Annotated in this window: 23 protein-coding genes; 15 read left to right on the top strand and 8 right to left on the bottom strand. The window is 69.8% G+C overall.

Translation table 11 applies throughout. The features are described from left to right. Window positions 1–193: 193 nt before the first annotated feature. Together QO010_RS13555 and QO010_RS13550 are read right to left on the bottom strand one after the other, a co-directional pair. A complete protein-coding gene (locus tag QO010_RS13555) occupies window positions 194–1,558 on the bottom strand; it encodes an oligosaccharide flippase family protein (protein ID WP_307349943.1) in 1,365 nt (454 codons plus the stop codon). Beyond that, complete coding sequence (locus tag QO010_RS13550) at window positions 1,555–2,175, bottom strand: nuclear transport factor 2 family protein (RefSeq protein ID WP_307349942.1); 621 nt, start codon at window positions 2,173–2,175, stop codon at window positions 1,555–1,557. Before QO010_RS13550 ends, QO010_RS13555 begins: the two co-directional genes overlap by 4 nt. Window positions 2,176–2,282: 107 nt before the next feature. Here QO010_RS13550 and QO010_RS13545 point away from each other — a divergent pair, with 107 nt between their 5' ends. The 5 genes from QO010_RS13545 (at window position 2,283) to QO010_RS13525 (ending at window position 7,988) form a co-directional block, all read left to right on the top strand. After that, window positions 2,283–3,152 carry a class I SAM-dependent methyltransferase gene (locus QO010_RS13545; RefSeq protein ID WP_307349940.1) on the top strand — a complete coding sequence of 290 codons (870 nt, stop codon included), beginning with the start codon at window positions 2,283–2,285 and terminating at the stop codon, window positions 3,150–3,152. Window positions 3,153–3,163: 11 nt separating this feature from the next. Further along, window positions 3,164–4,192, top strand: coding sequence for a glycosyltransferase family 4 protein (locus tag QO010_RS13540; RefSeq protein WP_307349938.1), 1,029 nt, complete (start codon window positions 3,164–3,166; stop codon window positions 4,190–4,192). 15 nt (window positions 4,193–4,207) lie between these two features. Further along, window positions 4,208–6,181 carry an asparagine synthase (glutamine-hydrolyzing) gene (asnB, locus tag QO010_RS13535; RefSeq protein WP_307349936.1) on the top strand — a complete coding sequence of 658 codons (1,974 nt, stop codon included), beginning with the start codon at window positions 4,208–4,210 and terminating at the stop codon, window positions 6,179–6,181. Continuing rightward, the gene (locus tag QO010_RS13530) at window positions 6,178–7,383 is read left to right on the top strand and encodes a glycosyltransferase family 4 protein (RefSeq protein ID WP_307349935.1); all 1,206 of its coding nucleotides are present in this window, start codon (window positions 6,178–6,180) and stop codon (window positions 7,381–7,383) included. Before asnB ends, QO010_RS13530 begins: the two co-directional genes overlap by 4 nt. A 218-nt stretch (window positions 7,384–7,601) precedes the next feature. Continuing rightward, on the top strand, window positions 7,602–7,988 hold the full coding sequence (locus QO010_RS13525) for an endonuclease domain-containing protein (RefSeq protein WP_307349934.1): 387 nt from the start codon (window positions 7,602–7,604) through the stop codon (window positions 7,986–7,988). Window positions 7,989–7,991: 3 nt separating this feature from the next. On the opposite strand, the gene QO010_RS13520 is transcribed toward QO010_RS13525, so the two are convergent. After that, a complete protein-coding gene (locus QO010_RS13520) occupies window positions 7,992–8,708 on the bottom strand; it encodes a DUF1223 domain-containing protein (protein ID WP_307349933.1) in 717 nt (238 codons plus the stop codon). A gap of 67 nt (window positions 8,709–8,775) precedes the next feature. After that, window positions 8,776–11,475 carry an aconitate hydratase AcnA gene (gene acnA / locus QO010_RS13515; RefSeq protein WP_307349931.1) on the bottom strand — a complete coding sequence of 900 codons (2,700 nt, stop codon included), beginning with the start codon at window positions 11,473–11,475 and terminating at the stop codon, window positions 8,776–8,778. A 186-nt stretch (window positions 11,476–11,661) separates the two neighbouring features. Here acnA and ccmA point away from each other — a divergent pair, with 186 nt between their 5' ends. The 8 genes from ccmA to QO010_RS13475 all read left to right on the top strand — a co-directional run bounded on the left by ccmA (window position 11,662) and on the right by QO010_RS13475 (window position 17,268). Then, complete coding sequence (gene ccmA / locus QO010_RS13510; protein WP_307349930.1) at window positions 11,662–12,264, top strand: heme ABC exporter ATP-binding protein CcmA; 603 nt, start codon at window positions 11,662–11,664, stop codon at window positions 12,262–12,264. Continuing rightward, window positions 12,261–12,911, top strand: coding sequence for a heme exporter protein CcmB (gene ccmB, locus QO010_RS13505; protein WP_307349928.1), 651 nt, complete (start codon window positions 12,261–12,263; stop codon window positions 12,909–12,911). Before ccmA ends, ccmB begins: the two co-directional genes overlap by 4 nt. A 128-nt stretch (window positions 12,912–13,039) precedes the next feature. Continuing rightward, window positions 13,040–13,609, top strand: a complete 570-nt coding sequence (locus QO010_RS13500) for a Spy/CpxP family protein refolding chaperone (RefSeq protein WP_307349926.1) — start codon at window positions 13,040–13,042, stop codon at window positions 13,607–13,609. 69 nt (window positions 13,610–13,678) lie between these two features. After that, the gene (ccmC, locus tag QO010_RS13495) at window positions 13,679–14,392 is read left to right on the top strand and encodes a heme ABC transporter permease CcmC (RefSeq protein WP_307349924.1); all 714 of its coding nucleotides are present in this window, start codon (window positions 13,679–13,681) and stop codon (window positions 14,390–14,392) included. Between the two features lies 1 nt (window position 14,393). Further along, window positions 14,394–14,558 (top strand): heme exporter protein CcmD, encoded by a 165-nt coding sequence (ccmD, locus tag QO010_RS13490; protein WP_307349922.1) that lies wholly within the window; start codon window positions 14,394–14,396, stop codon window positions 14,556–14,558. Continuing rightward, window positions 14,555–15,076, top strand: a complete 522-nt coding sequence (locus QO010_RS13485) for a DsbE family thiol:disulfide interchange protein (RefSeq protein WP_307349919.1) — start codon at window positions 14,555–14,557, stop codon at window positions 15,074–15,076. The genes ccmD and QO010_RS13485 overlap by 4 nt, the downstream gene beginning before the upstream one ends. A gap of 35 nt (window positions 15,077–15,111) precedes the next feature. Next, on the top strand, window positions 15,112–15,384 hold the full coding sequence (locus QO010_RS13480) for a hypothetical protein (protein WP_307349918.1): 273 nt from the start codon (window positions 15,112–15,114) through the stop codon (window positions 15,382–15,384). A 252-nt stretch (window positions 15,385–15,636) separates the two neighbouring features. Further along, window positions 15,637–17,268: an MFS transporter gene (locus QO010_RS13475; RefSeq protein WP_307349916.1), complete on the top strand. Its 1,632-nt coding sequence runs from the start codon at window positions 15,637–15,639 to the stop codon at window positions 17,266–17,268. Window positions 17,269–17,437: 169 nt separating this feature from the next. On the opposite strand, the gene modB is transcribed toward QO010_RS13475, so the two are convergent. The 3 genes from modB to QO010_RS13460 are packed head-to-tail and all read right to left on the bottom strand — an operon-like array spanning window position 17,438 to window position 19,358. Continuing rightward, a complete protein-coding gene (modB, locus tag QO010_RS13470) occupies window positions 17,438–18,115 on the bottom strand; it encodes a molybdate ABC transporter permease subunit (RefSeq protein WP_307349915.1) in 678 nt (225 codons plus the stop codon). Next, complete coding sequence (locus tag QO010_RS13465) at window positions 18,112–19,005, bottom strand: NAD(P)-dependent oxidoreductase (RefSeq protein WP_307349914.1); 894 nt, start codon at window positions 19,003–19,005, stop codon at window positions 18,112–18,114. Before QO010_RS13465 ends, modB begins: the two co-directional genes overlap by 4 nt. A gap of 5 nt (window positions 19,006–19,010) precedes the next feature. Then, a complete protein-coding gene (locus QO010_RS13460) occupies window positions 19,011–19,358 on the bottom strand; it encodes a c-type cytochrome (RefSeq protein ID WP_307349912.1) in 348 nt (115 codons plus the stop codon). Window positions 19,359–19,511: 153 nt separating this feature from the next. Here QO010_RS13460 and QO010_RS13455 point away from each other — a divergent pair, with 153 nt between their 5' ends. Next, window positions 19,512–19,979, top strand: coding sequence for a (2Fe-2S)-binding protein (locus tag QO010_RS13455; protein ID WP_307349911.1), 468 nt, complete (start codon window positions 19,512–19,514; stop codon window positions 19,977–19,979). 11 nt (window positions 19,980–19,990) lie between these two features. Further along, window positions 19,991–22,156, top strand: coding sequence for a xanthine dehydrogenase family protein molybdopterin-binding subunit (locus QO010_RS13450; RefSeq protein ID WP_307349910.1), 2,166 nt, complete (start codon window positions 19,991–19,993; stop codon window positions 22,154–22,156). Window positions 22,157–22,338: 182 nt separating this feature from the next. Here QO010_RS13450 and QO010_RS13445 read toward each other — a convergent pair whose 3' ends face one another. After that, the gene (locus QO010_RS13445) at window positions 22,339–23,649 is read right to left on the bottom strand and encodes an Hsp70 family protein (RefSeq protein ID WP_307349909.1); all 1,311 of its coding nucleotides are present in this window, start codon (window positions 23,647–23,649) and stop codon (window positions 22,339–22,341) included. Window positions 23,650–23,705 lie beyond the last annotated feature (56 nt).

Raw genomic sequence — 23,705 nt, 5'->3', positions numbered from 1 at the left:
CACAGGCTCCATTGCCTTTAACCCAGGAGACCCTCAATCGCAACCGGTGATCACCCTGCTCGGGTCAATTCATTCCAGCTGCGGGGCCCGTCTGCAACACTCGATCAACTGCTCCAGCGTGGATTCGTTCCACAACGCCAAATATTCGGCGCTTGTGACAGACCAACGCACAAAAGTTGACAATCCGTCGCACTTATAAAGGGGGGCCGGATATTTTTCGACCCCACCCCCAGATGGCCGACTCGACGCCCAGCCGCAAGTGGGCATATCGCCAGAGCAGGAGGTTGGGCGCGACCACCCCGACCGCCGAGGCGATGGCGGCTCCCATCAGGCCGAAGGCGGGAATCAGCGCCAGGGCCAGCACCGTCTGGAGAACCAGGCCGACCGCGCAACTGATCGTGAAGTCGCGCTCATGGCCACTCATGTTGAGCATCGCCGCCGAGCAGCCCATGGCGGCGTTGAACAGATGGGCCAGTCCCAGCACCGCCAGGGTCGGCCCGCCGACCGCCGCCTCGGGCCGGAAGACCAGGCCCAGGAAGGGTCCGCCGAAGGCCAGGAAGAACAGCGCGAAGGGCAGGCAGACCGCTGTGGACAGCACCGCGCCCAGGCTGGCGGCCCGCTGCAGGCCGGCCCGGTCGCCGGCGACCTGGGCGGCGGCGAAGCGGGGGCTCAGGGTGGCGATCACCGCCGTGTAGCCCAGCGCCGCCAGCATCGCCGTCTGGGCGACCACCCGATAGATGCCGATCTCCTCTGGCGGCCGGCTCAGGGCGCCCATCAGCAGCACGGCGATCTGCACGTTGAGCACCGCGATGCCGCCGCCCACGCCCAGCGGGATGGCGCTGGCGATCCAGCGGCGGCTGTCGAATCGGGGGCTCGCCCGGCGGAGTTCATCCGGCATGGCGCGCCAGAGCAGGACGAGACCGACCAGGAAGGCGATGGCCGTGGCGATCAGGTTCAGGGCCATGGCCAGGGTCGAGCTCATGGCCGCCGGCGGCAGGACGACGCCGAACAGCAGGCAGAGGGCCGTCAGCTTGGGCACGGCCGCCGGCGTGGCGAGGGCGACGAACACCAGGACCAGGGCCGGCTTGAGGGCGACGTCCGGCCACTGGCCGGCGATGACCTGGCCCAGCCCTCGCAGGGCTGCGCCCCGGATCGCGGTCAGGGCCAGAAGCGGCAAGGTCGCCAGCGCCAGGATCAGCACCGGCAGGTTGGGCCGCAGCATCGGCAGGAAGGCGGCGAGCGCCAGTGTCCCCAGCCCCAGCAACAGGCCGGCGGCCAGGGCGAACTGGTTGGAGCGGAGGAGCAGGCCCTTGGCGGCGGCGTAGTCGCCGGTTTGCCGGCCGGCGGCGGTTTCGCGGATCACCAGGGTCGGCACCCCGAACTGGGCCGGCAACACCAGCACCGTCACCAAGGACAGCATGAAGCCGTAGACGCCGAACTCAGCCGGCCTCATCGCCCGCACCAGCACGGCCGTCCCCAGATAGCCCAGGCCCAGGCCGGCCACCTGCAGGACCAGCGAGACGCTCGCCCCGCGCAGAATGGCGCGCCGCTCGCTCATCCGCCGCGCGCGCCATGCGGCGACGCCAGCCAGGCCGCTTCCTCCGCCGCCGCCGCCTCGGCCAGGTCCGGCCGGTCCGCGCCGGCCAGATCGGGGCGCGGGGTCTTGCCGGTCTCCTCCAGGAGATAGGAGAGGAAGCGGTAGCTCTGGCGATAGCCGGCCAGCCGGGCCTCATCGAGGACGGGCGCCTGGCCGGGCTGATCGGCGGCGAGGCTGTCGCGGAAATAGTGCGGGCGCAGGCCGGCGAGGCGCCAGACCCCGTCTTCGCGGCGTTCAGCCCGGGCGAACAGCCGGGCCTGGCAGGTGACGGTCACCCCCACGCCGCCGACGGCGCCGGGCAGCAGGATGACGCAGCCGGTCTCGGCCAGGGCGCGGTCGCCGTTCAGGCTGACCAGGGTCGGCGACATCTGGTGCAGGTGGCGCACGCCGGCGGCGAAGGCGGCCCGCGAGGCCTCGACGAAGGCGGGGCCGGTGGTCTCGATCCAGGAGAGGCTGACCCGGCTGTCGGGATGGAAGCAGGCGGCCATGCGGTCCCACTGGCCCTGGTCGCGGGCGGCCCGCTCGGTCTGGACCAGGTCGGCGACCGCCGCGCGGTCGATCATCGTCTGCAGGGTCAAGCGCGGCCTCCAGGCCGGATGCTAGCGGCGCGCCGCCGCGGTGGATACGGCCTTGAGCTTGTCCGGCCGCTCATGCATCTCTGCGGGTCCGGCCGCAAGGACCCCGCATGATCGTCCAGGACTCCCAAAAGTTGGGCGATAACCTCGACACCCCCAACCTTGATAGGGGGGTGGTGGACGACTTCGGGGCCGAGTGGCGCCGGTTCGACCAGTCGGCGCTGTCCGTCGCGGAAAAGACCACGATCTTCAGGCGCTATTTCGCGATCTTCCCCTGGAAGGACCTGCCGGCCGACGCCGAGGGCTTCGACCTGGGCTGCGGCAGCGGCCGCTGGGCCAGCCTGGTCGCAAAGCGGGTCGGGACCCTGCACTGCATCGACCCGGCCGCCTCCGCCCTGATCGTCGCCCGCCGCAACCTGGCCGGCCAGGCCAATGCGCGGTTTCACAATGCCGGGGTGGACGCCATCCCGCTGGCCGACGGCTCGATGGATTTCGGCTACAGCCTGGGGGTCCTGCACCATGTTCCCGACACCGCCGCCGGCATCGCCAGCTGCGTGGCCAAGCTCAAGCCCGGCGCGCCCTTCCTGGTCTATCTCTACTATACGCTCGACAATAAGCCGCGCTGGTACCGGCTGATCTGGCGGATCTCGGATGGCGTGCGGCGCGCCGTGGCCGTCCTGCCCCGACCCCTGAAGTTCGCCGCCTGCCAGGTCATCGCCGGGGCCGTCTACTGGCCGCTGGCCCGCATCGCCTGGCTGCTCGAAAAGCTGGGCGCCGCGGTCGAGGACCTGCCGCTGGCCGACTACCGCCACAACAGCTTCTATTCCATGCGCACCGACGCTCTGGACCGCTTCGGCACCCGGCTGGAGCAGCGGTTCACGCGGGCCCAGATCGCCGCGATGATGACCGCCGCCGGCCTCAGGGATGTGGTGTTTTCCGAAGGCCGGCCCTTCTGGTGCGCCGTCGGCCGCAAGACCTGATGGCCCCCCCAATGCCACCCCCCCTGACGGTCTGCGTCCTGCATGTCATTCCCGAGGACGGGCTGGGCGGGGTCGAGATCGCCGCCCGCACCGCCGCCGCGCGGGTCGGCGAGGCTCTTCAGGTCGCCTCCCTGACCGACGGCCCGCCCGGCGACCTGCCCGCCAATGTCCACTACCTGCGCGGCGCTTCGGCCAGCGCCCTGGCCCGGCGGCTGAAGGCGGATGTGGCGGTCTTCTCGCTGTGGAAGTCGATCCCGGCCCTGATCATGACCCGGCTGACCGCGCCGGGGATCCGGACGGTGCTGTTCCTGCATTCCGACCGGCCGGTGCATCTGGCCGACCGCTGGCTGACCGCCCTGGCCGCCCGGCTGGTCGACCAGGTCTGGGCCGACAGCCCGGAATCTCTGAAGGGACGGCTGGGCGAGGCCGGCCTGCTCAAGGGCCGGATCATCTCTTTCGTCCGGCACCGGCCGGACCCCCCGGTTCGCGCCGAGCCGCGCCCGGCCTTCATCTACTGGGGCCGGCTGACGCCGCTGAAGCGGATCGACCGGGCCATCCGCCTCTTCGCCCGCATCGCCGCCAACCGGACGGACGCCCGCCTGACCCTGATCGGGCCCGACGCCGGCAGCCAGGGCGAACTGGAAGCCCTGGCCAGGACGCTGGGCATGGCCGACCGGATCGAGTTCGCCGGCCCGCTGGGCTTCGACGCCATCGCCGAACGCGCCGCCCAGGCCGACTTCTTCCTGCAGCTCAGCGACCAGGAGGGCGCGGCCATGTCGGTGATCGAGGCCATGCAGCTGGGCCTGGTCCCCGTGGTCACCCCGGTCGGGCAGATGGCCGAATACTGCCGGCCGCTGGAAACCGGCGTGATCTTCCAGGACGAGGCTCAGACGGCCGGGGATATCGGGCGCATGCTGAGCGATCCTGGACTCTTCAGCCGCGCGAGTGCTGCGGCGATCAACCGCTGGACCGCGACCCGGCTATATGATCAAGACTTCATGGCCGCCGCCGAAGCGTTGGCGCGGGGGATTCGTCGGTAGGAACGCCTAGACGCCATGTGCGGCATCGCCGGACTCTATTCGGCTTCTCAACCCAGGCTGGCATCCCAGGCTGCCGCCGGACGCATGTGCGACGTCCTGACGCACCGGGGTCCCGACAGCCAGGGAATCTGGGCCGACAGCGCCGCGGGCCTGGTGTTCGGCCAGCGCCGGCTGGCGGTGATCGACACCTCCGAGGCCGGGCTGCAGCCGATGCAAAGCGCCAGCGGCCGGTTCGTGATCAACTACAACGGCGAGATCTATAACTACCTGGATGTGCGGGCCGAGCTGGAGGCCAGCGGGCCTGTTCCCAACTGGCGCGGCCATTCCGACACCGAGACCATGCTGGAGGCCATCGACCGCTGGGGCCTGGCCGACACCCTGGCCCGCATCGAGGGCCAGTTCGCCATCGCCCTGTGGGACCGCCAGGCCCGCCGGCTCTATCTGGCCCGCGACCGGTTTGGCGAAAAGCCGCTCTATTACGGCTGGGCCGGCAAGGCCCTGGTGTTCGGCTCGGAACTGAAAGCCCTGCGCACCGTCCCGGGCTGCCCGGGCGAGATCGACCGCGAGGCCCTGGCCAGCTTCGTCCGCTACGGCTTCGTGCCCCATCCCCGTTCGATCTGGCGGGGGATTTCCAAGCTGCCGCCGGGAACCTGGACCTCGTTCGGGCCGGACGACCCGCCCGGGTCCGCGCCCAGGATCGTCACCTATTGGGACGCCGGCGAGGCGGCCAGCCAAGCCATGGCCGACCCGTGGCGCGGCAGCGAATCGGACGCCGTGGAGGCCCTGGACGCCCTGCTGGCCAGGACGGTGAAGAGCCGGATGATCGCCGACGTGCCGCTGGGCGCCATGCTGTCGGGCGGCGTCGATTCCTCGACCGTGGTGGCGATGATGCAGGCCCACGGCCAGGCGGCCGGGCCGGTCAAGACCTTCACCCTGGGCTTCGACGAGGCCGGCTATGACGAGGCCGCGGCCGCCAAGGCGGTGGCCGCCCATCTGGGGACCGACCACACCGAGCTCTATGTCACCGCCGCCGACGCCCTGGCGGTCGCCCCGCGCCTGCCCAGCCTCTATGACGAGCCCTTCGCCGACGCCTCGCAGATCCCGACCTTCCTGGTCAGCGGCCTGGCCCGCAGCCAGGTGACCGTCGCCCTCAGCGGCGACGCCGGCGACGAGATCTTCGGCGGCTACAACCGCTATTTCCACGGCGCGGAAGTCTGGAAACGGGCCGGCGGAGTTCCCCGCTCGCTCCGGGCCGGCGCGGCGGCGGCCCTGCAGGCGGTCTCGCCCGACGGCTGGAACCGTGCGGCGGGCGCGCTCTCGGCGGTGCTGCCGGCCGAACTCAGCGGCGGCCGGGCCGGCGAGAAGATCCACAAGCTGGCCGGGGTGCTGTCGGCCGCCGACCAGGACGCCTATCACCAGGGCCTGCTGTCGCTGTGGGACGATCCGGGCCAAGTGCTGGTGGATCGCGCCCAGGGCCTCAGCCTGCCGGGCGACCATCCGGTCCCGGCGGCGATGACCAGCTTCGCCGAGCGGGCCATGTATCTGGACACCCGCTACTACCTGCCCGACGACATCCTGGCCAAGGTCGACCGCGCCGCCATGGGGGTCAGCCTGGAGGCCCGGGCGCCCTTCCTGGACCGCGACGTGTTCGCCTTCGCCTGGTCGCTGCCCATGTCGATGAAGATCGGTGGCGGGCGCGGCAAGCAGGTGCTGCGCAAGGTGCTGGACCGCTATGTCCCCAGGGCCCTGATCGACCGGCCCAAGCAGGGGTTCGCCCTGCCGATCGGCCGCTGGCTGCGCGGCGAGCTGAAGGACTGGGGCGAGGCGCTGCTGGCCCCCAGCCGGCTGAAGGACCAGGGCCTGTTCGACCCGGCCGCCGCGCGCCGCTGCTGGGACGAGCACCAGAGCGGCCGGCGCAACTGGGACACCCGCCTGTGGGTGCTGCTGATGGCCCAGGCCTGGCTCGACGAACAGCGGGGCGCGGCATGAGTTCGCTCGCCTCGCCCGTCAGAACCGCCAGGCCGGCCCGCGTGCGGCCCACCCCCAGGCCGGTCACGACACCGCCCGCCAAGATCGTGCTGTTCGCCAACACCGACTGGTATCTCTACAATTTCCGCCAGTCCCTGGCCCGCCATCTGCGTGAGGCCGGCCATCCGCTGATCCTGATCTCGCCCGACGGCGCCTATGGCCCCAAACTGATCGAGGCTGGGTTCGACTGGCGGGCCCTGCCGATGAACCGGCGCAGCATCAATCCCCTGGCCGAGGCCGGGCTGATCTGGCATCTGACCCGGCTGCTGCGGCGGGAAAAGGCCGACATCATCCACGGCTTCACCATCAAGCCGGCCGTCTATGGCGCCCTGGCCGGGGGCCTGGCCGGAGTGAAGCGGGTCAACGCCGTCGCGGGCCTGGGCTATGTGTTCATGAGCGGCCAGATGCAGGCCCGGGCCCTGCGCCCCATCGTCCGCACCATGGCCAGGCTGACCTTCGACGACGCCCACACCCGGCTGATCGTGCAGAACCCGGACGACCACGCCGCCTTCGTGGGCTCGGGCCTGGTCAGCGCCGGCCGCACCCACATCATCCCGGGTTCCGGCGTCGACTGCTCGCGCTTCAAGGTCAGCCCCCGCAAGCGCGAAAAGGGCGAGGCGCTGCGCATCCTGCTGGCCGCCCGCATGCTGTGGGACAAGGGCCTGGCCGAATTCGTCGAGGCCGCCCGCGCGCTGAAGGCCGAGGGCCGCAACATCGAATTCCTGCTGGCCGGCGAACCGGACCCCGGCAATCCCACCGCCGTGCCGATCGAGACCCTGAAGTCCTGGTTCGACGAGGGGGTGGTGACCTGGCTGGGCCATGTCGACGACATGCCGGGCCTGCTGGCCGAGGTCGATGTGGTCGCCCTGCCCAGCTACCGCGAGGGCCTGCCCAAGACCCTGATCGAGGCCGCCGCCTGCGCCCTGCCCCTGGTCACCACCGATGTCCCGGGCTGCCGCGAGGTGGTCACCGACGGCGTCGACGGCCTGCTGGTCCCGGTCCGTGAATGGCGGCCCCTGGCCGAGGCGTTCGCCAGGCTGGACGACGACCCGGCGCTGCGGGCGCGGCTGGGCGCGGCGGCGCGCCAAAAGGCCCTGGCCCAGTTCGACGAGAAGATCGTCATCGAGCGGACGATGGAGGTCTATCGGTCGCTGCTGGGGTAGGCCTTCCTAAATTCCTCGCCCCTTGGGCGAGGGGGACCACGAAGTGGTGGAGTGGGCTCTTGGGAGCACACGGCGTTTCAGGCACGCCCACTCCGACAGTGCTCAATCCGGACACACCGTGTGTTCCACGGCCCACTCCGTCGGCTTCGCCGCCACCTCGCCCAAGGGGCGAGGAATTTGTTGCCAGGACCGACCATTTGTTCTCTAAATGTTCCTGGATGAAAGCTCGCCCTCGGACCCTGAAATTCGCACAACATCTCCGGCGAAATCTGTCGCTGCCGGAAGGTCTGCTGTGGGAACTTCTCAAGGGGCGGAAAACCGGAGGCCTGAAGTTCCGCCGCCAGCACCCAGTCGGAAGCTACATCCTGGACTTCTTCTGCGCCGAGCTGAGGCTTGCCGTCGAAATCGATGGACAGCAGCACACCTACGCGGCGCAGATCGAGCACGACCGAGCCCGCGACGCCTGGCTGGCAGAGCGCGGCATCCGGGTCTTGCGGTTTCCCGCCGATCATGTGCTCGAAAATGCCGCTGCGGTCGCCGAACTCATCGCGCTGGAAGCAGGACCGCCTCGAAGCGAACCTCGCGTCACCTGGTGGATCAGGTAACCCCTACCGCCCCATATCCTGCAACAGGCCCAGCACCCGCCCCCCGCGCGGCGCCTGCACCACCACCACCGTCACCAGCCCGTCGGTCTTGGCCGCCGGGAGCTTGTAGGCGGTCGGGCGGCCCTTCCAGGCGCCCAGCTTGACCAGTTCGCGCACGACGTTGCGCTCGGTGAGTGTGCGGCCCTTGTTGTCGCCGCGGCGGACCTGGACCTCGAGCAGCCGGGGATCGTAGCGGATCAGCCAGACATCGGCCCCGCCACGCGGGACGCGGCCGGAACCGACGGCGACGCGGCCGCCGGCCATGAACAGCATGTCGGGCGGATCGATCGGGGTCTTGGCGGCCTGGGCGACCAGGGCGTCGACCTTGGCGGCCCTGACGCCGGAAACCTGACTGCGGCCGCCGACCACCACCTGCGGGGTATAGACCTCGCGCAGGCCGAAGCCCCGGACATAGGCCCGCTGGCGCTCGACGAATTCGGGCCGGGCGAAGCTGTCTTCCCAGCCCAGATAGTCCCAGTAGTCGACCGAAAAGGTCAGGGCCAGAACGCCCGGCGACTGGGCCAGATCGTTGAAATGCTCGCCGGCGTCATTGCAGGACGAACAGCCCTGGGCGGTGAACAGTTCGACCAGGACAGGCGGTTTAGCGGGCGCGGCCGCGACCGGCGAAGCCAGCGCGGCCGCGAAGGCCCAGACCAAAAAAGCAGCAAACGCGGATTTCATCGCCGGCAATTAACCGGAAGAGAGAGCGCGGCGCGTTTCACGAGGCCGTGAACCGCGCCGCTCATGCTCAGGCTTCCGTCTTGGCGAGGTTGCGCAGGACGTAGTTCAGGACGCCGCCGTTCTTGAAATACTCCAGCTCGGTAGGGGTATCGATCCGGCAGCGGACCGGGAAGCGGGCGATGCGGCCGTCGGTCGGGCGGTAGAGCTCGACGATCAGCTGCTTGCGGGGCGAGAGGTCCTGCAGACCGCGGATCGAGACGATCTCCTCCCCGGTCAGGCCCAGGCGCTGCCAGCCTTCCGAGGTGAACTGCAGGGGGAGGACCCCCATGCCCACCAGGTTGGAGCGGTGGATACGCTCGAAGGTCTCGGCGATCACCGCGCGGACGCCCAGCAGCTTGGCGCCCTTGGCCGCCCAGTCGCGCGACGAACCGGTGCCGTATTCCTTGCCCGCGAAGACGACGGCCGGACGGCCCTCGGCCTGGTAGCGCATGGCCGCGTCGTAGATCGACATGACCTCGCCCGAGGGGAAGTGCTTGGTCACCCCGCCCTCGATGTCGGGGGTAATGCGGTTGCGGATGCGGATGTTGGCGAAGGTGCCGCGCATCATCACTTCGTGGTTGCCCCGGCGGCTGCCATAGCCGTTGAAGTCCTCGAAGCGGACCTGGCGTTCCAGCAGGTATTCACCGGCCGGTGAGGTCTTCTTGATCGAGCCGGCCGGGCTGATGTGGTCGGTGGTGATCGAGTCGCCGAACACGCCCAGGATCCGCGCCTCGATGATGTCGGTCACCGGGTCGGGGGTCATGGTCATGCCCTGGAAGTAGGGCGGGTTCTGCACATAGGTCGAACCCATGTCCCAGGCGTAGGTCTTGCCGCCCTTGATCTCGATGGCCTGCCAGTTGGCGTCGCCGGCGAAGACGTCGCCATAGCGGGCGGCGAACATGGCGCTGGTCACCGACTTCTTCTGCAGGGCGGCGATGTCGGCGTTGGTCGGCCAGATGTCCTTCAGGAAGACATCCTTGCCCTTCTTGTCCTGGCCCAGCGGCTGGGTCGCCAGGTCGATGCGCATCGAGCCGGCCAGGGCATAGGCCACCACCAGCGGCGGGCTGGCCAGGTAGTTGGCGCGGACGTCCTGGTTGACCCGGCCTTCGAAGTTCCGATTCCCGGAGAGAACCGAGCAGGCGACCAGGTCGCCCTCGTTGACCGCGGCGCTGATGGCGTCCGGCAGCGGGCCGGAATTGCCGATGCAGGTGGTGCAGCCATAGCCGACCAGGTTGAAGCCCAGCGCGTCCAGCGACTTCTGCAGGCCGGCCTTGATCAGATAGTCGGTGACCACCTGGCTGCCGGGGGCCAGCGAGGTCTTCACCCACGGCTTGACCTTGAGCCCCTTGGCGACCGCGTTCTTGGCCAGCAGGCCGGCGGCGATCAGCACCGAGGGGTTGGAGGTGTTGGTGCAGGAGGTGATGGCGGCGATGACCACGTCGCCATGGCCGACATCGAACTTCTCGCCCTGGACGGGCACGCGGACGTCGGCGCTTTCCTTCTTGCCGAAGTCACCAGCCAGGGCTTCCTCGAAGGCGGCGGCGGCGTCGGTCAGCAGCACCCGGTCCTGGGGACGCTTGGGGCCGGCCAGCGAGGGCAGCACCGAGGCCAGATCGAGTTCCAGCACGTCGGAGAAGACCGGCTCTTCGCCTTCCGGATCGTGCCACAGGCCCTGTTCCTTGGCGTAGGCCTCGACCAGGTTGACCCGGGCGGTCTCGCGGCCGGTGGCCTTGAGATAGTCGATGGTCGACTGGCTGATCGGGAAGAAGCCGCAGGTGGCGCCATATTCCGGGGCCATGTTGGCGATGGTCGCCTGGTCCTCGATGGTCAGGTTCGCCAGGCCGGCGCCGAAGAACTCGACGAACTTGCCGACCACGCCCTTCTTGCGCAGCATCTGGGTGACGGTCAGCACCAGGTCGGTGGCGGTCGCGCCTTCCGGCATCGAGCCGGTCAGGCGGAAGCCGATGACCTCGGGAATGAGCATCGGGATGGCCTGGCCCAGCATGGCGGCCTCGGCCTCGATGCCGCCCACGCCCCAGCCCAGGACCGACAGGCCGTTGACCATGGTGGTGTGCGAGTCGGTGCCGACCACGGTGTCGGGATAGGCGACGTCATGCTCGGGATGGCCGGCGTCGGCCGCGGTCCAGACGGTCTGGGCCAGGTATTCCAGGTTCACCTGGTGGCAGATGCCGGTGCCGGGGGGCACGACGCGGAAATTGTTGAAGGCGGAGGAGCCCCAGCGCAGGAAGCGGTAGCGCTCGATGTTGCGCTCATACTCGCGGGCGACGTTGTCGCCGAAGCTCTTGGGCGTGCCGAAATGGTCGACCATCACCGAGTGGTCGATGACCAGGTCGACGGGGTTGAGCGGATTGATCTTTTCGGGGTCGCCGCCCAGCGCCGTCATGGCGTCGCGCATGGCGGCCAGGTCGACGACGGCCGGCACGCCGGTGAAGTCCTGCATCAGCACGCGGGCGGGGCGGAAGCTGATTTCGTGCTGGACGGAGCCGCGGTTCTCGACCCAGGCGGCGACGGCCTTCAAGTCAACTTCGCTGGTGCCCACGCCATCTTCGTTGCGCAGCAGGTTCTCCAGCAGCACCTTCATCGACACCGGCAGGCGGGCGATTCCGGCCAGCCCGGCCTGTTCGGCCTGCTTGAGGCTGTAGTAGACATATTTCGTCCGGCCCACCACGAGCGTGCGGCGGGTCTGAAGGCTGTCGATAGACGCCATGTTTGGAGATCCTTTCCTGTCCTTAGCCGCCCGAAAACCACTTCCGGGACCGCGCGCAGGGGGGACTCACAGCGTCTTCCCCCGTCGCGGCTCTTTCCCAAGCCATGCGAGGGATCGGCGCGCGCTGCATACTCCCGGTCGGGGCCAACGTCCATGCACGCGGCGTGGGTTTCGGAGCGCCGGCGCATGATCACCGCCCTGGCGATCCACAACCTGTCGATCCAGCGCGGCGATCGGACGCTGTTTTCGCAGTTTTCGCTGGAGATGAAGGCCGGCGAGGCCGTGGCGCTGACGGGCCGCAATGGCTCGGGCAAGACCAGCCTGCTCCGCGCCGTGGCCGGGCTGCTGCGCCCGGCGGCGGGCGAGGTTCGATTCGGCGAGGTCGAGGCCGAGGAGGCGCGGGCCAGGGGCCTGCACCTGGTCGGCCACCTGGACGGGCTGAAGACCGGCCGCACGGTCTGGGAGGAACTGCTGTTCCAGACCCGCTGGACCGGCGGAACCGACGCGGCCGCCGCCGCCGCCCTGGAAACCCTCGACATCGTCCGGCTGAAGGACCTGGAAGTGCGCCGCCTCTCGGCCGGCCAGCGCCGCCGCCTGGCCCTGGCCCGGCTGGTCGCCGCGCCCCGGCCGCTCTGGCTGCTGGACGAGCCCATGGCCCCCCTCGACGCCGAGCAGAGGCGGCGGTTCGGCGTCCTGATGGAGCAGCATCTGGCCGGCGGCGGGATGATCCTCGCCGCCGTACACGACCCCCTGCCCCTGCCGGCCCGCGGCGCCGAGGTCGGCGCATGAGCCCGCTCACCGCCCTGTTCGGCCGTGAGCTTTCCCTGTCCTGGGGCCGGGGCGGCGGACCGCTGCCGGCGCTGGCCTTCTATGCCGGCGTCACCACGATGCTGCCCCTGGCGGTGGGGCCCGAGCCGGAGCGGCTGGCCTCGGTCGCGCCGGGCATGGCCTGGCTGGCCCTGGCCCTGGCGGCCCTGCTGTCGCTGGAGCGGCTGTTCGAGCGCGACTTCGAGGACGGCGCCCTGGACCTGCTCAGCCTGGGCCCGGTCCCGCTGGAGCTGGTCTGCGCCGTCAAATGCCTGGCCCAGTGGATCGCCATCGGCCTGCCCCTGGCCCTGGCCGCCCCCATCGCCGCCCTGGCCCTCGGCGCCCCGACCGCCCTGGCCCCGCTGATCGCCCTCTGCGCCGCCCTGGGGGCCCTGGCCTTCGCCTTCGCCGGCGGCATGGGCGCGGCCCTGGCCCTGGGCAGCCGGCGCGGCGGCCTGTTGATCGCCGTCATCGTCCTGCCGCTCTTCGCCCCGCCGGTGATCTTCGGCGGCGGGGCCCTGACCGCCGGTGGCGGGGCCGGGCTGCTGCTGCTGGCGGCCTGGACGGCGGCGGCGGTGGCCCTCTCGCCGCTGGCCATGGCGGCGGCGGTGCGCAACGCGCTGGATTGACCCGGATCAAGCCGTCCGCCCCGGCAAGGTGCTACAAGCCTGCAACAAAACGGCGTTCGCCTGACATTCGCCGGCTACATGGCGCGGTCAGGGTCGCCGGTATCAGCAATTCGGGGAGAGACCCAAAGATGACCTTCAACCCAACCCGCCTTGGCCTGCTGGCCAGCGCCGCCCTCATCCTCACCCTGGCCGGCGCGGCCCAGGCGGCCGACACGCCGCCGCCCAAGGTCGAGCGCAAGGTGGTGATCATGGGCGGTCCCGGCGGCGGCATGATGGGCGGCCCGATGGGCGGAATGGGCGAGAAGATGGATCCCGCCAAGCACGCCCAGCACCTGCGCGACGTGCTGCAGCTGCGGCCCGATCAGGAAGGCGCCCTGCAGGCCTTCCTGAAGTCCATGGAGCACCCCAAGGACATGGGCGACATGCCCAAGATGGACGGCCCGATGACCACGCCCCAGCGGCTGGACATGATGCTGACCATGATGGCCAAGCACCAGGCGATGATGGAAAAGCATGTGGCGGCCGTGAAGGCCTTCTACGCCCAGCTCAGCCCCGCCCAGCAGAAGGCCTTCGACGCCCTGCATGACGAGATGATGGGCGGCATGATGGGCGGCGGCGGCATGCGGATGATCATGCGCCGCGGCCCGCACAGCGACGACGGCGGCATGGGTCCGCCCCCGCCGCCCCCTGGCGAGTAGAATGGGCGAGTAAGGGCTCCGTAGTCCCACTGACTTGCCCGCCGTCCAGCGACAGACTAGACGGCGGGCATGTTCGCCTTCCTGGCCAATCCGCAAAGGTTCATGGCCTTTTCCAAGGTCGCCGCCCCCCTGATCGGGGCGACGGCCTTTTTGCTGCTGGCCAGCGGCCTGTGGCTGACCTTCTCGGCCCCCGACGACTACCAGCAGGGCGCGACGGTCAGGATGATGTTCATCCATGTGCCGGCCGCCTGGCTGGCCCTGTTCTCCTATGTCTGCCTGGCCGTCGCCAGCTTCCTTTCCCTGGTCTTCCGCCACGCCCTGGCCGACGCCGCCGCCAAGGCCTGCGCGCCGCTGGGCGCGACCTTCACGGCGCTCGCCCTGATCACCGGCGCGCTCTGGGGCCAGCCGATGTGGGGGACCTGGTGGGTGTGGGATGCGCGGCTGACCTCGATGCTGGTGCTGCTGCTGCTGTGGCTGGCCTATATCGCCCTGCGCTCGGCCATCGACGACGAGACCAAGGCCGGCCGCGCCGCCGCCATCCTGGCCCTGGTCGGGGCCATCAACCTGCCGATCATCCACTACTCGGTGGTGTGGTGGAACACCCTGCACGAGGGCTCCTCCAGCTTCATGAAGAACACCGGCTCGAGCCACTACCTGGCCCCGCTGGCCCTGATGGCCCTGGGCTACACCGCCGCCTTCGGCTCGCTCTGGCTGGTGCGGATCCGGGCCGAGCTCTACCGGCGGCGCGCCTCCCTGCTGGCCCTGCGCGCGGCGGAGGCCTGAGATGCCCGACCTCCACACCGGCGAGTATGGCGTCTACATCTGGTGGGCGTTCGGAATCACCGCCCTGGCCTTCGCCGGCATGATCGCCGACAGCCTGCTCAGAGCCCGCAAATGGAAGCGGCGGGTCGACGCCCTGGAAACCCAGACCCTGGGAAACCGGCCGTGAAACGCTTCTTCGCCTTCACCCCGCTGATCGTCCTGGCCCTGCTGGCCGGGGTCTTCGCCGTCTACAGCCTACACCGCGACCCGCAGGTGCGGCCCCGGGCCCTGGTCGGCCATCCGGTCCCGGCCGTGACCCTGGTCCCGCTGGAGGGCGGCGCCCCGGTCGCCCTGGGCGGGCTGAAGGGGCCGGTGCTGGTCAACTTCTACGCCTCCTGGTGCGTCCCCTGCCGGCAGGAGGCCCAGGTGCTGATGGGCCTCAAGACCGAGGGGGTCACGGTGATCGGCGTCGCCTACAAGGACGAGCCCGACGCCAGCCGCGCCTTCCTGGCCGAGGTCGGCAACCCCTATGCCCAGACCCTGGTCGACCGCGACGGCCGCGCCGGGCTGGAGTTCGGGGTCACCGGCGTTCCCGAAACCTTCCTGATCGGCCGGGACGGGATCATCCGCGACAAGATCTCCGAACCCCTGACCGTCGAGAGCGCCGACCGGCTCGTCCGCAAGCTTTCAGCGTCGGACCGTTAACCTTTCGCTAACCATAGTCGCGGAACGGTCGGGGCGTGGTCACGCCCGTTCGCCCCTCCCTGACGCCCCCGACCGCCGCCCCGGCGCGCACCGCCGCGCAACGGGCCTTCTTCGACGCCGCCATGGGCCGGGCCGCGCCGACCGCCGCACCCGCCGCCGCCGTGCAGACTCCGGCTGTTCAGGCGGCTCCAATCGCGCCCGTCCGCGCCGCTATGCCCGCGCCGCAGCCGGCTGCCAATCCGGCGCCTGATCCTGGCGAACCAATCCGCTATCGTCGGCCCGGTTCGATCCTCGATATCAAGGTCTAACTCCTCTTCTCCCTTCCTCCTCGATGGAGGAAGGGCGGGGATGGTGGTGGTGGCAGTGCGTTTCCGGAAGCACTCGGGGAGGCGTGGTCGCCACCCTGAGCCAGTCGCCCAAACACCGAGCGCGCACCACCAACCCTGCCCTTCCTCCATCGAGGAGGAAGGGTTCCAGAAAGAGTCCGTTGCACCCGGGGATTGCCCACAAGCCCATCCCCCCCTAGACCTTGGCGAAAGCTTTCGGGGGACGAAACGCAAATGTCGGACAAGGGCGTGTCGATGCGCACCGTGATTACGGCCTCGTCGGCCGGCACGGCGTTCGAGTGGTATGACTTCTTCGTCTTCGGGACCCTGGCCGGGGTCATCGCCAAGAACTTCTTCGCCTCGCTGAACGAGACCGCCGGCCTGCTGGCCGCGCTGGCCCTGTTCGGGGCGGGCTTCTTCTTCCGGCCGATCGGGGCGCTGATCTTCGGCCATATCGGCGACCGGGTCGGGCGCAAGGGGGCCTTCCTGCTGACCGTGACCCTGATGGGCGGCGCCACCTTCGCCATCGGCCTTCTGCCCACCTACGCCCAGGCCGGGCCCATCGCCCCCATCCTGCTGATCCTGATGCGCATCATCCAGGGCACGGCGCTGGGCGGCGAATACGGCGGGGCGGCCATCTATGTCGCCGAGCATGCCCCGGTGAAGAAGCGGGCGGAATACACCGGCTGGATCCAGACCTCGGCGGCGTTCGGCCTGGTCGGCGCCCTGGCGGTGATCTTCGTCACCCGCAAGGCGATGGGCGAAACCGACTTCACCGACTTCGGCTGGCGCCTGCCCTTCCTGCTGTCGGCCATCCTGGTCGGCATCTCGATCTTCATGCGGCTCAAGCTCTCCGAGAGCCCGGCCTTCCAGAAGCTCAAGGACGCCGGCGAGCAGACCAAGGCGCCCTACAGGGAATCCTTCGGCCAGTGGAAGAACCTCAAGCTGGTTCTGCTGGTGCTGTTCGCCTTCATGAGCGCCCAGGGCGCGGCCTGGTACACCGCCTTCTTCTACACCCAGGTGTTCATGGAGAAGTTCCTCAAGGTCGACCCGGCCACTTCCAACCTGCTGATCATGGCCATCACCATCGCCAGCGCCCCGCTCTATGTGTTTTTCGCCTGGCTGAGCGACCGGGTGGGCCGCAAATGGGTGATGTGGTGCGGCATGACCCTGTCGCTGGTCGCCTTCTTCCCGGTCTTCCACGCCATGGCCAGCCTGGCCAACCCGGCCTTGGTCGCCGCCCAGCAGCGCAACCAGGTGGTGGTGGTCGCCGACCCCGCCCAATGCTCGTTCCAGTTCGACCTGATCGGCAAGGCCAAGTTCCTCACCGACTGCGACATCGCCAAGAACGTGCTCTCCAACGCCGGGGTCTCCTATGACAACCAGGCCGGTCCCGCCGGCTCGGCGACGCAGGTGCATATCGGTTCGGCCGTGGTGGCCTCCAAGAGCGCCGTGGGTCTCTCCGCCCCCGAGGCCAAGGCGGTCAAGGCCGGGGTCGAGAAGGACCTCAAGGCCGCCCTGGCCGCCGCCGGCTATCCGGCCAAGGCCGACCCGGCCCAGCTGAACTTCTGGGGCCTGTTCGGGGTGCTGATGATCTTCGTGGTCGGGGCCACCGCCCTCTACGGCCCGATGGCGGCCACCCTGGTGGAGATCTTCCCGACCCGGGTGCGCTACACGGCCATGTCGCTGCCCTATCACATCGGCACGGGCTGGATCGGCGGCTTCGTGCCGGTGACTGCCTTCGCCATCGTGGTGGCGACGGGGAACATCTATTCGGGGCTTTGGTACTCGGCGGTGTTCACCGGGATCAGCGTGATCGTCTGCCTGTTCTTCCTGCCGGAGACACGGGGGCGGCCGATCGATTAGGGCATTTCTCGCCCGTTGGGCGAGGTGGCGGCGAAGCCGACGGAGTGGGCCGAGGCGCACACGGAGCGTCAGGATTGAGCACTGTCTGAGTGGGCGTGCTTGAAGCTCCGTGTGCTCCCCAGAGCCCACTCCACCACTTCGTGGTCCCCCTCGCCCAAGGGGCGAGGAATTACAGCTTCGTCCGCGGCGTCAGCGTGTTCGACGCCCACACAGCCCCCAGCGCAATCGCCGCCGACAGGGCGCAGAGGACCCAGGTCCGGGGCTCGGCGCCTGGGGTCTGCACCGCCTGGTAGATGTCGGCCGGCAGGGTCAGGGTCTCGCCGGGGATGGCCGCCACGAAGGTGATGGTGGCCCCGAACTCGCCCAGCGCCTTGGCGAAACCCAGCACCAGGGCCGCGATCAGGCCGGGCATGGCCAGCGGGATGGTGATCCGCAACAGCCGCAGCAAAGGTCCGGCCCCCAGGGTGCGGGCCGCCTCGTCCACATCGGCGTCGATGGCCTCGATGGAGAGCCGGATCGGCCGCACCATCAGAGGGAAGGCCATGATGGCGGCGGCCAGGGCCGCGCCGGTCCAGTCGAAGGCGAAGACGATGCCGATCTTGGCCAGCCCCTGGCCCAGCACCCCCTGCTTGCCGAACAGCACCAGCAGGGCGAACCCCGTCGCCACCGGCGGCAGCACCAGCGGCATATGGGCCAGGGCGTCGAGCAGGGAGCGGCCGGGGAAGCGGCCCCGGGCCAGGGCCAGGGCGACCCCGAAGGCGACCGGCAGGCTGGCGAGGGTGGCGACCGAGGCTACCCGCAGCGACAGGGCCACGGCCGTCCAGTCGTCGGGTGTCAGCAGGCTCACGTTGTCGGGGCGGCCAGCATGACATCGACCGTCACGCCGGCGCGGGTCAGGGCGGCCAGGTCGGCGGCGGACGGCGAGCGGGTGATGATCCGCACCACCAGCCGGCCGGCCTTGGCGAGCGCGGTCATCTGCTCGGCCCCGCCCTCGCTGGGCGCCAGCCGGCCGGCGTCGCGGCGGGCGAGCGCCAGGATGGCCGGGTCGGCGTCGGGGTCGGGAATGACCAGGTCGGCCTCGGAAAGGATGCGGGCGGCGCGCAGGGTGAGCAGGTCCGAGGGACCGCGCCCGGCCACATAGACCACCCGGCCGCGCGGGCCGTCGCGGGTCTTCAGCGCCTCCAGCAGCAGGGCGCCGGCCCCCTCCATGTCGCCGTCCAGGGCCTTCTGGGCGGCGGGGCCGCTGAGCTGCTCGCGCAGGAAATTGCGGCGGTCGGCCTGGTCGGGCAGGACCGCGCGCACCGCCGCCTGGTGGATGCGCATCAAGGCCGCCACCCGGCCGGTCCCCTCGGGGATGCGGGCCTCGATATCGTTGCGCAGCAGGCTGGCCAGCATGGGGGCCGAACCATTGGTGCCGATGGCCGCCACCACCTCGCCCCGGTCGACCAGGGCCGGGGTGTGGAAGTCCGACAGGTCCGGCCGGTCGACGACATTGACCAGGGCCCGCGCCCCGCGCGCCGCGCTGGCCGCCGACTGCACGAAGAGGTCGTCTCCGGCGATGAAGGCCAGCAGCGCCCCGGCATAGGTCCCGATCAGGAAGGCGTCGGTCCCCTCGGCCCGCACCAGCACCGCCGGCGAGCCGTCGAACAGCCGCGCCTTGGCGTCAGCCGCCTCGCCGGTTCCGGCGATGACGACCTTGCGGCCGGCGAGTGGGAAAAAGGCGGGGAAAGCGTCCAACTGAGCTACTTCACCGTCTTCAGATAGGCGATCAGCGCCGCCCGATCGCCGGGCTTGGCGACCTTGACGAACATCTTGCCGCCCGGGGCGAAGCCGGCCGGGTTGGTCAGGAAGCTGTCGAGATTGGCGTCGCCCCAGACGCCGGTCTTGGCCTTCAGGCCGGCGGAATAGGCGTAGCCGGGCGCGCCGGCGATCTTGCGGCCGACCACGCCCTTCAGCGAGGGGCCGGCCGGGCCGCTGGCTTCGGTGACGCTGTGGCAGGCCTTGCACTGGGCGTTGTAGAGGGCCGCGCCATCCTGCGCGAAGGCGGGGAACGCGACGGCCGCGAGGGCGGCGATGAGGACCAGGCGCATGGCGGTGTCTCCAGCTGAGAGGGACAGGCTAGCCCGGCCCCCAGATTTTTTCACTGGCGCAGAAACGCCTTAACGGCGTTAAGATAGGGCCTGGCGCGGGGCTTGGCTCGTCTTTGCGCGCAAATAGCGAACTCTTTTGGGGAAGAGCAGCAAATGCCCACCACACTCAACGTGAACGGCAAGTCCGTCACCGTCCAGGCCGCCGACGACACGCCCCTGCTGTGGGTGCTGCGCGACGAGCTGGGCATGACCGGGACCAAGTTCGGCTGCGGCATGGCCCAGTGCGGGGCCTGCACGGTGCATGTCGACGGCCAGCCGACCCGCTCCTGCGTCACCCCGGTCAGCGCGGTCGCCGCCAACAAGATCACCACCATCGAGGGGCTGGGCGGCAATCACCCGGTGCAGCAGGCCTGGGTCAAGGCCGACGTCCCGCAGTGCGGCTACTGCCAGTCGGGCCAGATCATGAGCGCCGTGGCCCTGCTGAACGGCAACAAGCACCCCAGCGACGCCGACATCGACGCGGCGATGAGCGGCAACATCTGCCGCTGCGGGACCTATCAGCGGATCCGCGCCGCCATCAAGGACGCCGCGACCATGCCCGCCGCGCCGGCTCAGGCCTGAGGGGAAGCATCATGAACGCGCATGTGAATCCTAAGACGACCCGCCGCGAAGTCGTCATCGGCGCCGCGGTGGTCGGCGGCTCGCTGCTGGTCGGCGGCTGCTCGATGGGCGATATGCTCAGCATCGGCGCCCCGAAAGACTTCGGCCCCTTCGGGCCCTTCCTCAAGATCGCCAAGGACGGGGCGGTCACCGTCGTCTCCAAGCATATCGAGTTCGGCCAGGGCAGCCATACTGGCCTGGCGGCGATGGTCGCCGAGGAGCTGGACGCCGACTGGAACAAGGTCGTCATCGAGCAGGCCGCGGCCAACGCCAAGGTCTACGCCAACCTCGGCATGGGCGTGCAGGGCACGGGCGGCTCTTCCGCGCTTGCGAACAGCTGGATGCAGCTGCGCAATGTCGGCGCCGCGACCCGGGCGATGTTCGTGCAGGCGGCGGCGGCCAAATGGGGCGTCCCGGCCGGCGAGATCGCCGTCAAGGACAGCGTCCTGACCCACAAGAGCGGCAAGACCGCCGGCTTTGGCGAACTGCTTGAGGCGGCCAGCAAGATCGAGCCGCCGGAAAAGCCCACCCTGAAGGCCCCCAAGACCTTCACCCTGATCGGAACCGACCGCATCCGCCGCAAGGACAGCGCCGCCAAGTCGACCGGCGCCGCCCGCTTTACCCAGGACGTCCAGGCGCCGGGCATGCTGATCGCCATGGTCGCCCACGCCCCGCGCTTTGGGGCCAAGGTCAAGAGCTTCGACGACAGCGCCGCCCGCAAAGTGGCCGGGGTGGTCGATGTGGTGGAAATCCCCACCGGCGTGGCGGTGGTGGCCAAGTCCACCTGGGCCGCCAAGCTGGGCCGCGACGCCCTGAAGGTCGAGTGGGACGAGTCCAAGGCCGAGAAGCGCGGCACCGAGGCCATGCTGAAGGAATACCGCGAGATCGCGGCCGGCAAGGGCGGCGACAAGATCAAGTGGGAGGCCTTCGACGTCCACGGGACCGGCAAGGCCCCCGAGGGCGAGATTTTCGAGACCAGCTACGAATTCCCCTACCTCGCCCATGCCTGCATGGAACCGATGAACTGCGTGGCCCAGATCAAGGGCGGCAAGACCAAGCTGACCGTCGCCTCCCAGATCCCGACCATGGACCAGCTCAACACGGCCAAGATCGTCGGCGCCCTGCCCGGCTCGATCCAGATCGAGACCCTGTTCGCCGGCGGCTCGTTCGGCCGGCGCGGCAACTTCCAGTCCGACTTCGTCACCGAATGCGTCCACATCGCCAAGAAGGCCGGCAAGGGTAATCCCGTGAAGCTGGTCTGGACCCGCGAGGACGACATGCGGGCCGGCCTCTACCGGCCCATGGTGCTGCACACCGTCAAGATCGTGCTGGACAAGGAAGGCTATCCGGCCAGCTGGACCCACCGCGTGGTCACCCAGTCGATCATGAAGGGCTCGCCCATGGCCCCCAAGGGCGTGGACCAGACCGCCGTCGAGGGCGCGATGGGCTCGCCCTACCTGAAGGCCACCCCCGTCGTCGACGCCAAGGTGGCCTTCCCCGACGCCGGGGTGCCGGTGCTGTGGTGGCGCTCGGTCGGCGCGACCCACACCGCCTTCGTCATGGAGCACACCATCGACCAGCTGGCCAAGCGGGCCGGCCAGGACCCGGTGGCTTACCGCCAGGCGCTCTACAAAAAGGCCGGCAAGGACGGCGCGCGTCACCTCGCCGCCCTGCAGCTGGCGGTCGACAAGGCCGGACCGACTACGACGCCGGGCTACACCCGCGGCGTGGCGGTGCATGAGAGCTTCGGCACCGTCGTCGCCCAGATCGCCGAGGTGAAGATGGAGGGCGACGAGCCCCGGGTCGGCCGCGTGGTCGCCGGCGTCGACTGCGGCACGGCCGTGGCGCCCGACCAGATCGCCGCCCAGATGGAAGGCGGCATCTGCTACGGCCTCTCCGCCGCCCTCTACGGCAAGGTCACCATGACCGACGGGGTGGTCGACCAAGGCAATTTCGACACCTACCGCGTGTTGCGGATGAACGAGGCGCCGACGGTGGAAACCCACATCCTGCCGTTGACGGGCCCCCCGAGCGGTATCGGGGAACCTGGGACGCCGGTCATCGCGCCGGCTGTGGCCAACGCGTTGTTCGCGATGGGCCGGCCGGCGACGACGAGCCTGCCGTTCGTGAAGGGCTGACGCGGAATCCTCACCCGGAGGGGGAAGGGGACCGCGCCGAAGGCGTGGTGGAGGGGGTTGCCGCCGCCGACCACGCTTGAAGAGCTTACCCGTATCGATGCCGCTGCATTCTGAACAGCAGCGGCAGCGTAAACCCCCTCCACCATGCTCCGCATGGTCCCCCTCCCCCTCCGGGTGAGGATTCAGGCTTTGCGGCACCACGGATCCAGGTCCGCCTCGTCCCCGATCAGCGCCAGCCCTGACGCGATCGACACCAGCTCATCCCCGCTCTCCAGCTTCTCCGCCCCGAACCGCCGAGCGAAGATGTTGCGCACCGCCGGGACGAAGGACGAGCCGCCGGTCAGGAACACCCGGTCGACCTGGTCTTCGCTCAGGCCCGCCCGTTCCAGAGCCTCGTTGACGGCGTTTTCCATCGCCGTCAGCTCCGGCGCGATCCACCCCTCGAACGCGCTCCGCGGCACGTCCTGTTCGATGCGGATCGTCCCCGCCACGAAGCTGAACCGCCCGACCTCGTCCCGCGACAAGGCCTCCTTCAGCCGCGAGACCGCCTGGTAGAGCCGGTAGCCGTGGTTGTCGTCCAGCAGCTCGACCAGCCAGGCGATCTTCTCCGGCTGCAACGCCGACTTCATCAGGCCACGGATGTCCTTCATGTCGCGGCTGGCCTGCAGCAGGGCCAGCTGCTCCCATCTCGCGAAGGCGGTGAAGTAGCGGTTGGGGATCGGGGGCAGGTTGTCGAAGGCCTTGTAGCGGCCGCCCTTGCCCAGGCGCGGCGAGACCAGGTTGTCGATGATCCGGTAGTCGAAGGCGTCGCCCGCCACCCCCACGCCGCTGTTGGCCAGGCCCGTGGACTTCACCCTGCCGCCGCCCAGCTGCTCGAATCGCACGAGCGAAAAGTCGCTGGTGCCGCCGCCGAAGTCGGCGACCAGCACGGTGGCGTCGGCCTTGAGCTGGCGGGCGAAGAAGAAGGCCGCCGCCACGGGTTCGTAGGCGTAGCGGATGTCCTTGAACCCCAACCGCCCGAAGGCGGTCTCGTAGCGCCGGATGGCCAGTTCGGGGTCGGGGCGCAGGCCGGCGAAGTTGACCGGCCGGCCGACGATGGCGCGGTCCGGCAGGTCCTGCAGTTCGGGCCCGCCATGGTCGCGGACCTTGATCAGGAAGGCCGACAGCAGGTCCTCGAAGGTGAACCGCCGGCGCAGGATCTCGGTGTCGGTGAAGAGGGGGCTGGCGGCGTAGGACTTGAACGACTGGATGAACCGCGTCTCCAGCGGCTCCTCCAGATAGGCCTCGATGGCCCAGGGCCCGGCCTCGACGATGCGGCCCGACGGGTCGTTGATCGGGGCGTGGAAGCTCAGCGCCGAGCGGAAGGCGGCAATGTCGCCGCCGTCGGTGGGGAAGACGGCCAGGTGGCTGCCGCCCTGGCCGTCGGCCAGGGAGATGACGGTGTTGGTGGTGCCAAAGTCTATGCCGATGGCCGGCGCGCGCGAAGGCGGCATGGCGGGGGCCCTTTCAGAAAATCGGGGAAGAGGCGACGCCGCCTCACCCCGAAAGG

The organism is Caulobacter ginsengisoli, assembly GCF_030814835.1.
In the GTDB taxonomy this organism is placed as follows: domain Bacteria; phylum Pseudomonadota; class Alphaproteobacteria; order Caulobacterales; family Caulobacteraceae; genus Caulobacter; species Caulobacter ginsengisoli.
The sequence above is the reverse complement of the archived record's forward strand: the minus strand, read 5'-3'. Positions and strand labels throughout refer to the sequence as shown.

Bases quoted from the DNA above. Each gene is read 5' to 3' on its own strand.
- QO010_RS13540 (WP_307349938.1), top strand. From the start codon at position 3,164: ATGCCACCCCCCCTGACGGTCTGCGTCCTGCATGTCATTCCCGAGGAC.
- acnA (WP_307349931.1), bottom strand. From the start codon at position 11,475: ATGGCGTCTATCGACAGCCTTCAGACCCGCCGCACGCTCGTGGTGGGC.
- ccmD (WP_307349922.1), top strand. From the start codon at position 14,394: ATGCCCGACCTCCACACCGGCGAGTATGGCGTCTACATCTGGTGGGCG.
- QO010_RS13445 (WP_307349909.1), bottom strand. From the start codon at position 23,649: ATGCCGCCTTCGCGCGCGCCGGCCATCGGCATAGACTTTGGCACCACC.
- QO010_RS13520 (WP_307349933.1), bottom strand. From the start codon at position 8,708: ATGAAATCCGCGTTTGCTGCTTTTTTGGTCTGGGCCTTCGCGGCCGCG.
- ccmB (WP_307349928.1), top strand. From the start codon at position 12,261: ATGAGCCCGCTCACCGCCCTGTTCGGCCGTGAGCTTTCCCTGTCCTGG.
- QO010_RS13460 (WP_307349912.1), bottom strand. From the start codon at position 19,358: ATGCGCCTGGTCCTCATCGCCGCCCTCGCGGCCGTCGCGTTCCCCGCC.
- QO010_RS13555 (WP_307349943.1), bottom strand. From the start codon at position 1,558: ATGAGCGAGCGGCGCGCCATTCTGCGCGGGGCGAGCGTCTCGCTGGTC.
- asnB (WP_307349936.1), top strand. From the start codon at position 4,208: ATGTGCGGCATCGCCGGACTCTATTCGGCTTCTCAACCCAGGCTGGCA.
- QO010_RS13455 (WP_307349911.1), top strand. From the start codon at position 19,512: ATGCCCACCACACTCAACGTGAACGGCAAGTCCGTCACCGTCCAGGCC.
- QO010_RS13450 (WP_307349910.1), top strand. From the start codon at position 19,991: ATGAACGCGCATGTGAATCCTAAGACGACCCGCCGCGAAGTCGTCATC.
- ccmC (WP_307349924.1), top strand. From the start codon at position 13,679: ATGTTCGCCTTCCTGGCCAATCCGCAAAGGTTCATGGCCTTTTCCAAG.
- QO010_RS13530 (WP_307349935.1), top strand. From the start codon at position 6,178: ATGAGTTCGCTCGCCTCGCCCGTCAGAACCGCCAGGCCGGCCCGCGTG.
- QO010_RS13545 (WP_307349940.1), top strand. From the start codon at position 2,283: ATGATCGTCCAGGACTCCCAAAAGTTGGGCGATAACCTCGACACCCCC.
- QO010_RS13500 (WP_307349926.1), top strand. From the start codon at position 13,040: ATGACCTTCAACCCAACCCGCCTTGGCCTGCTGGCCAGCGCCGCCCTC.
- QO010_RS13525 (WP_307349934.1), top strand. From the start codon at position 7,602: ATGAAAGCTCGCCCTCGGACCCTGAAATTCGCACAACATCTCCGGCGA.
- ccmA (WP_307349930.1), top strand. From the start codon at position 11,662: ATGATCACCGCCCTGGCGATCCACAACCTGTCGATCCAGCGCGGCGAT.
- QO010_RS13475 (WP_307349916.1), top strand. From the start codon at position 15,637: ATGTCGGACAAGGGCGTGTCGATGCGCACCGTGATTACGGCCTCGTCG.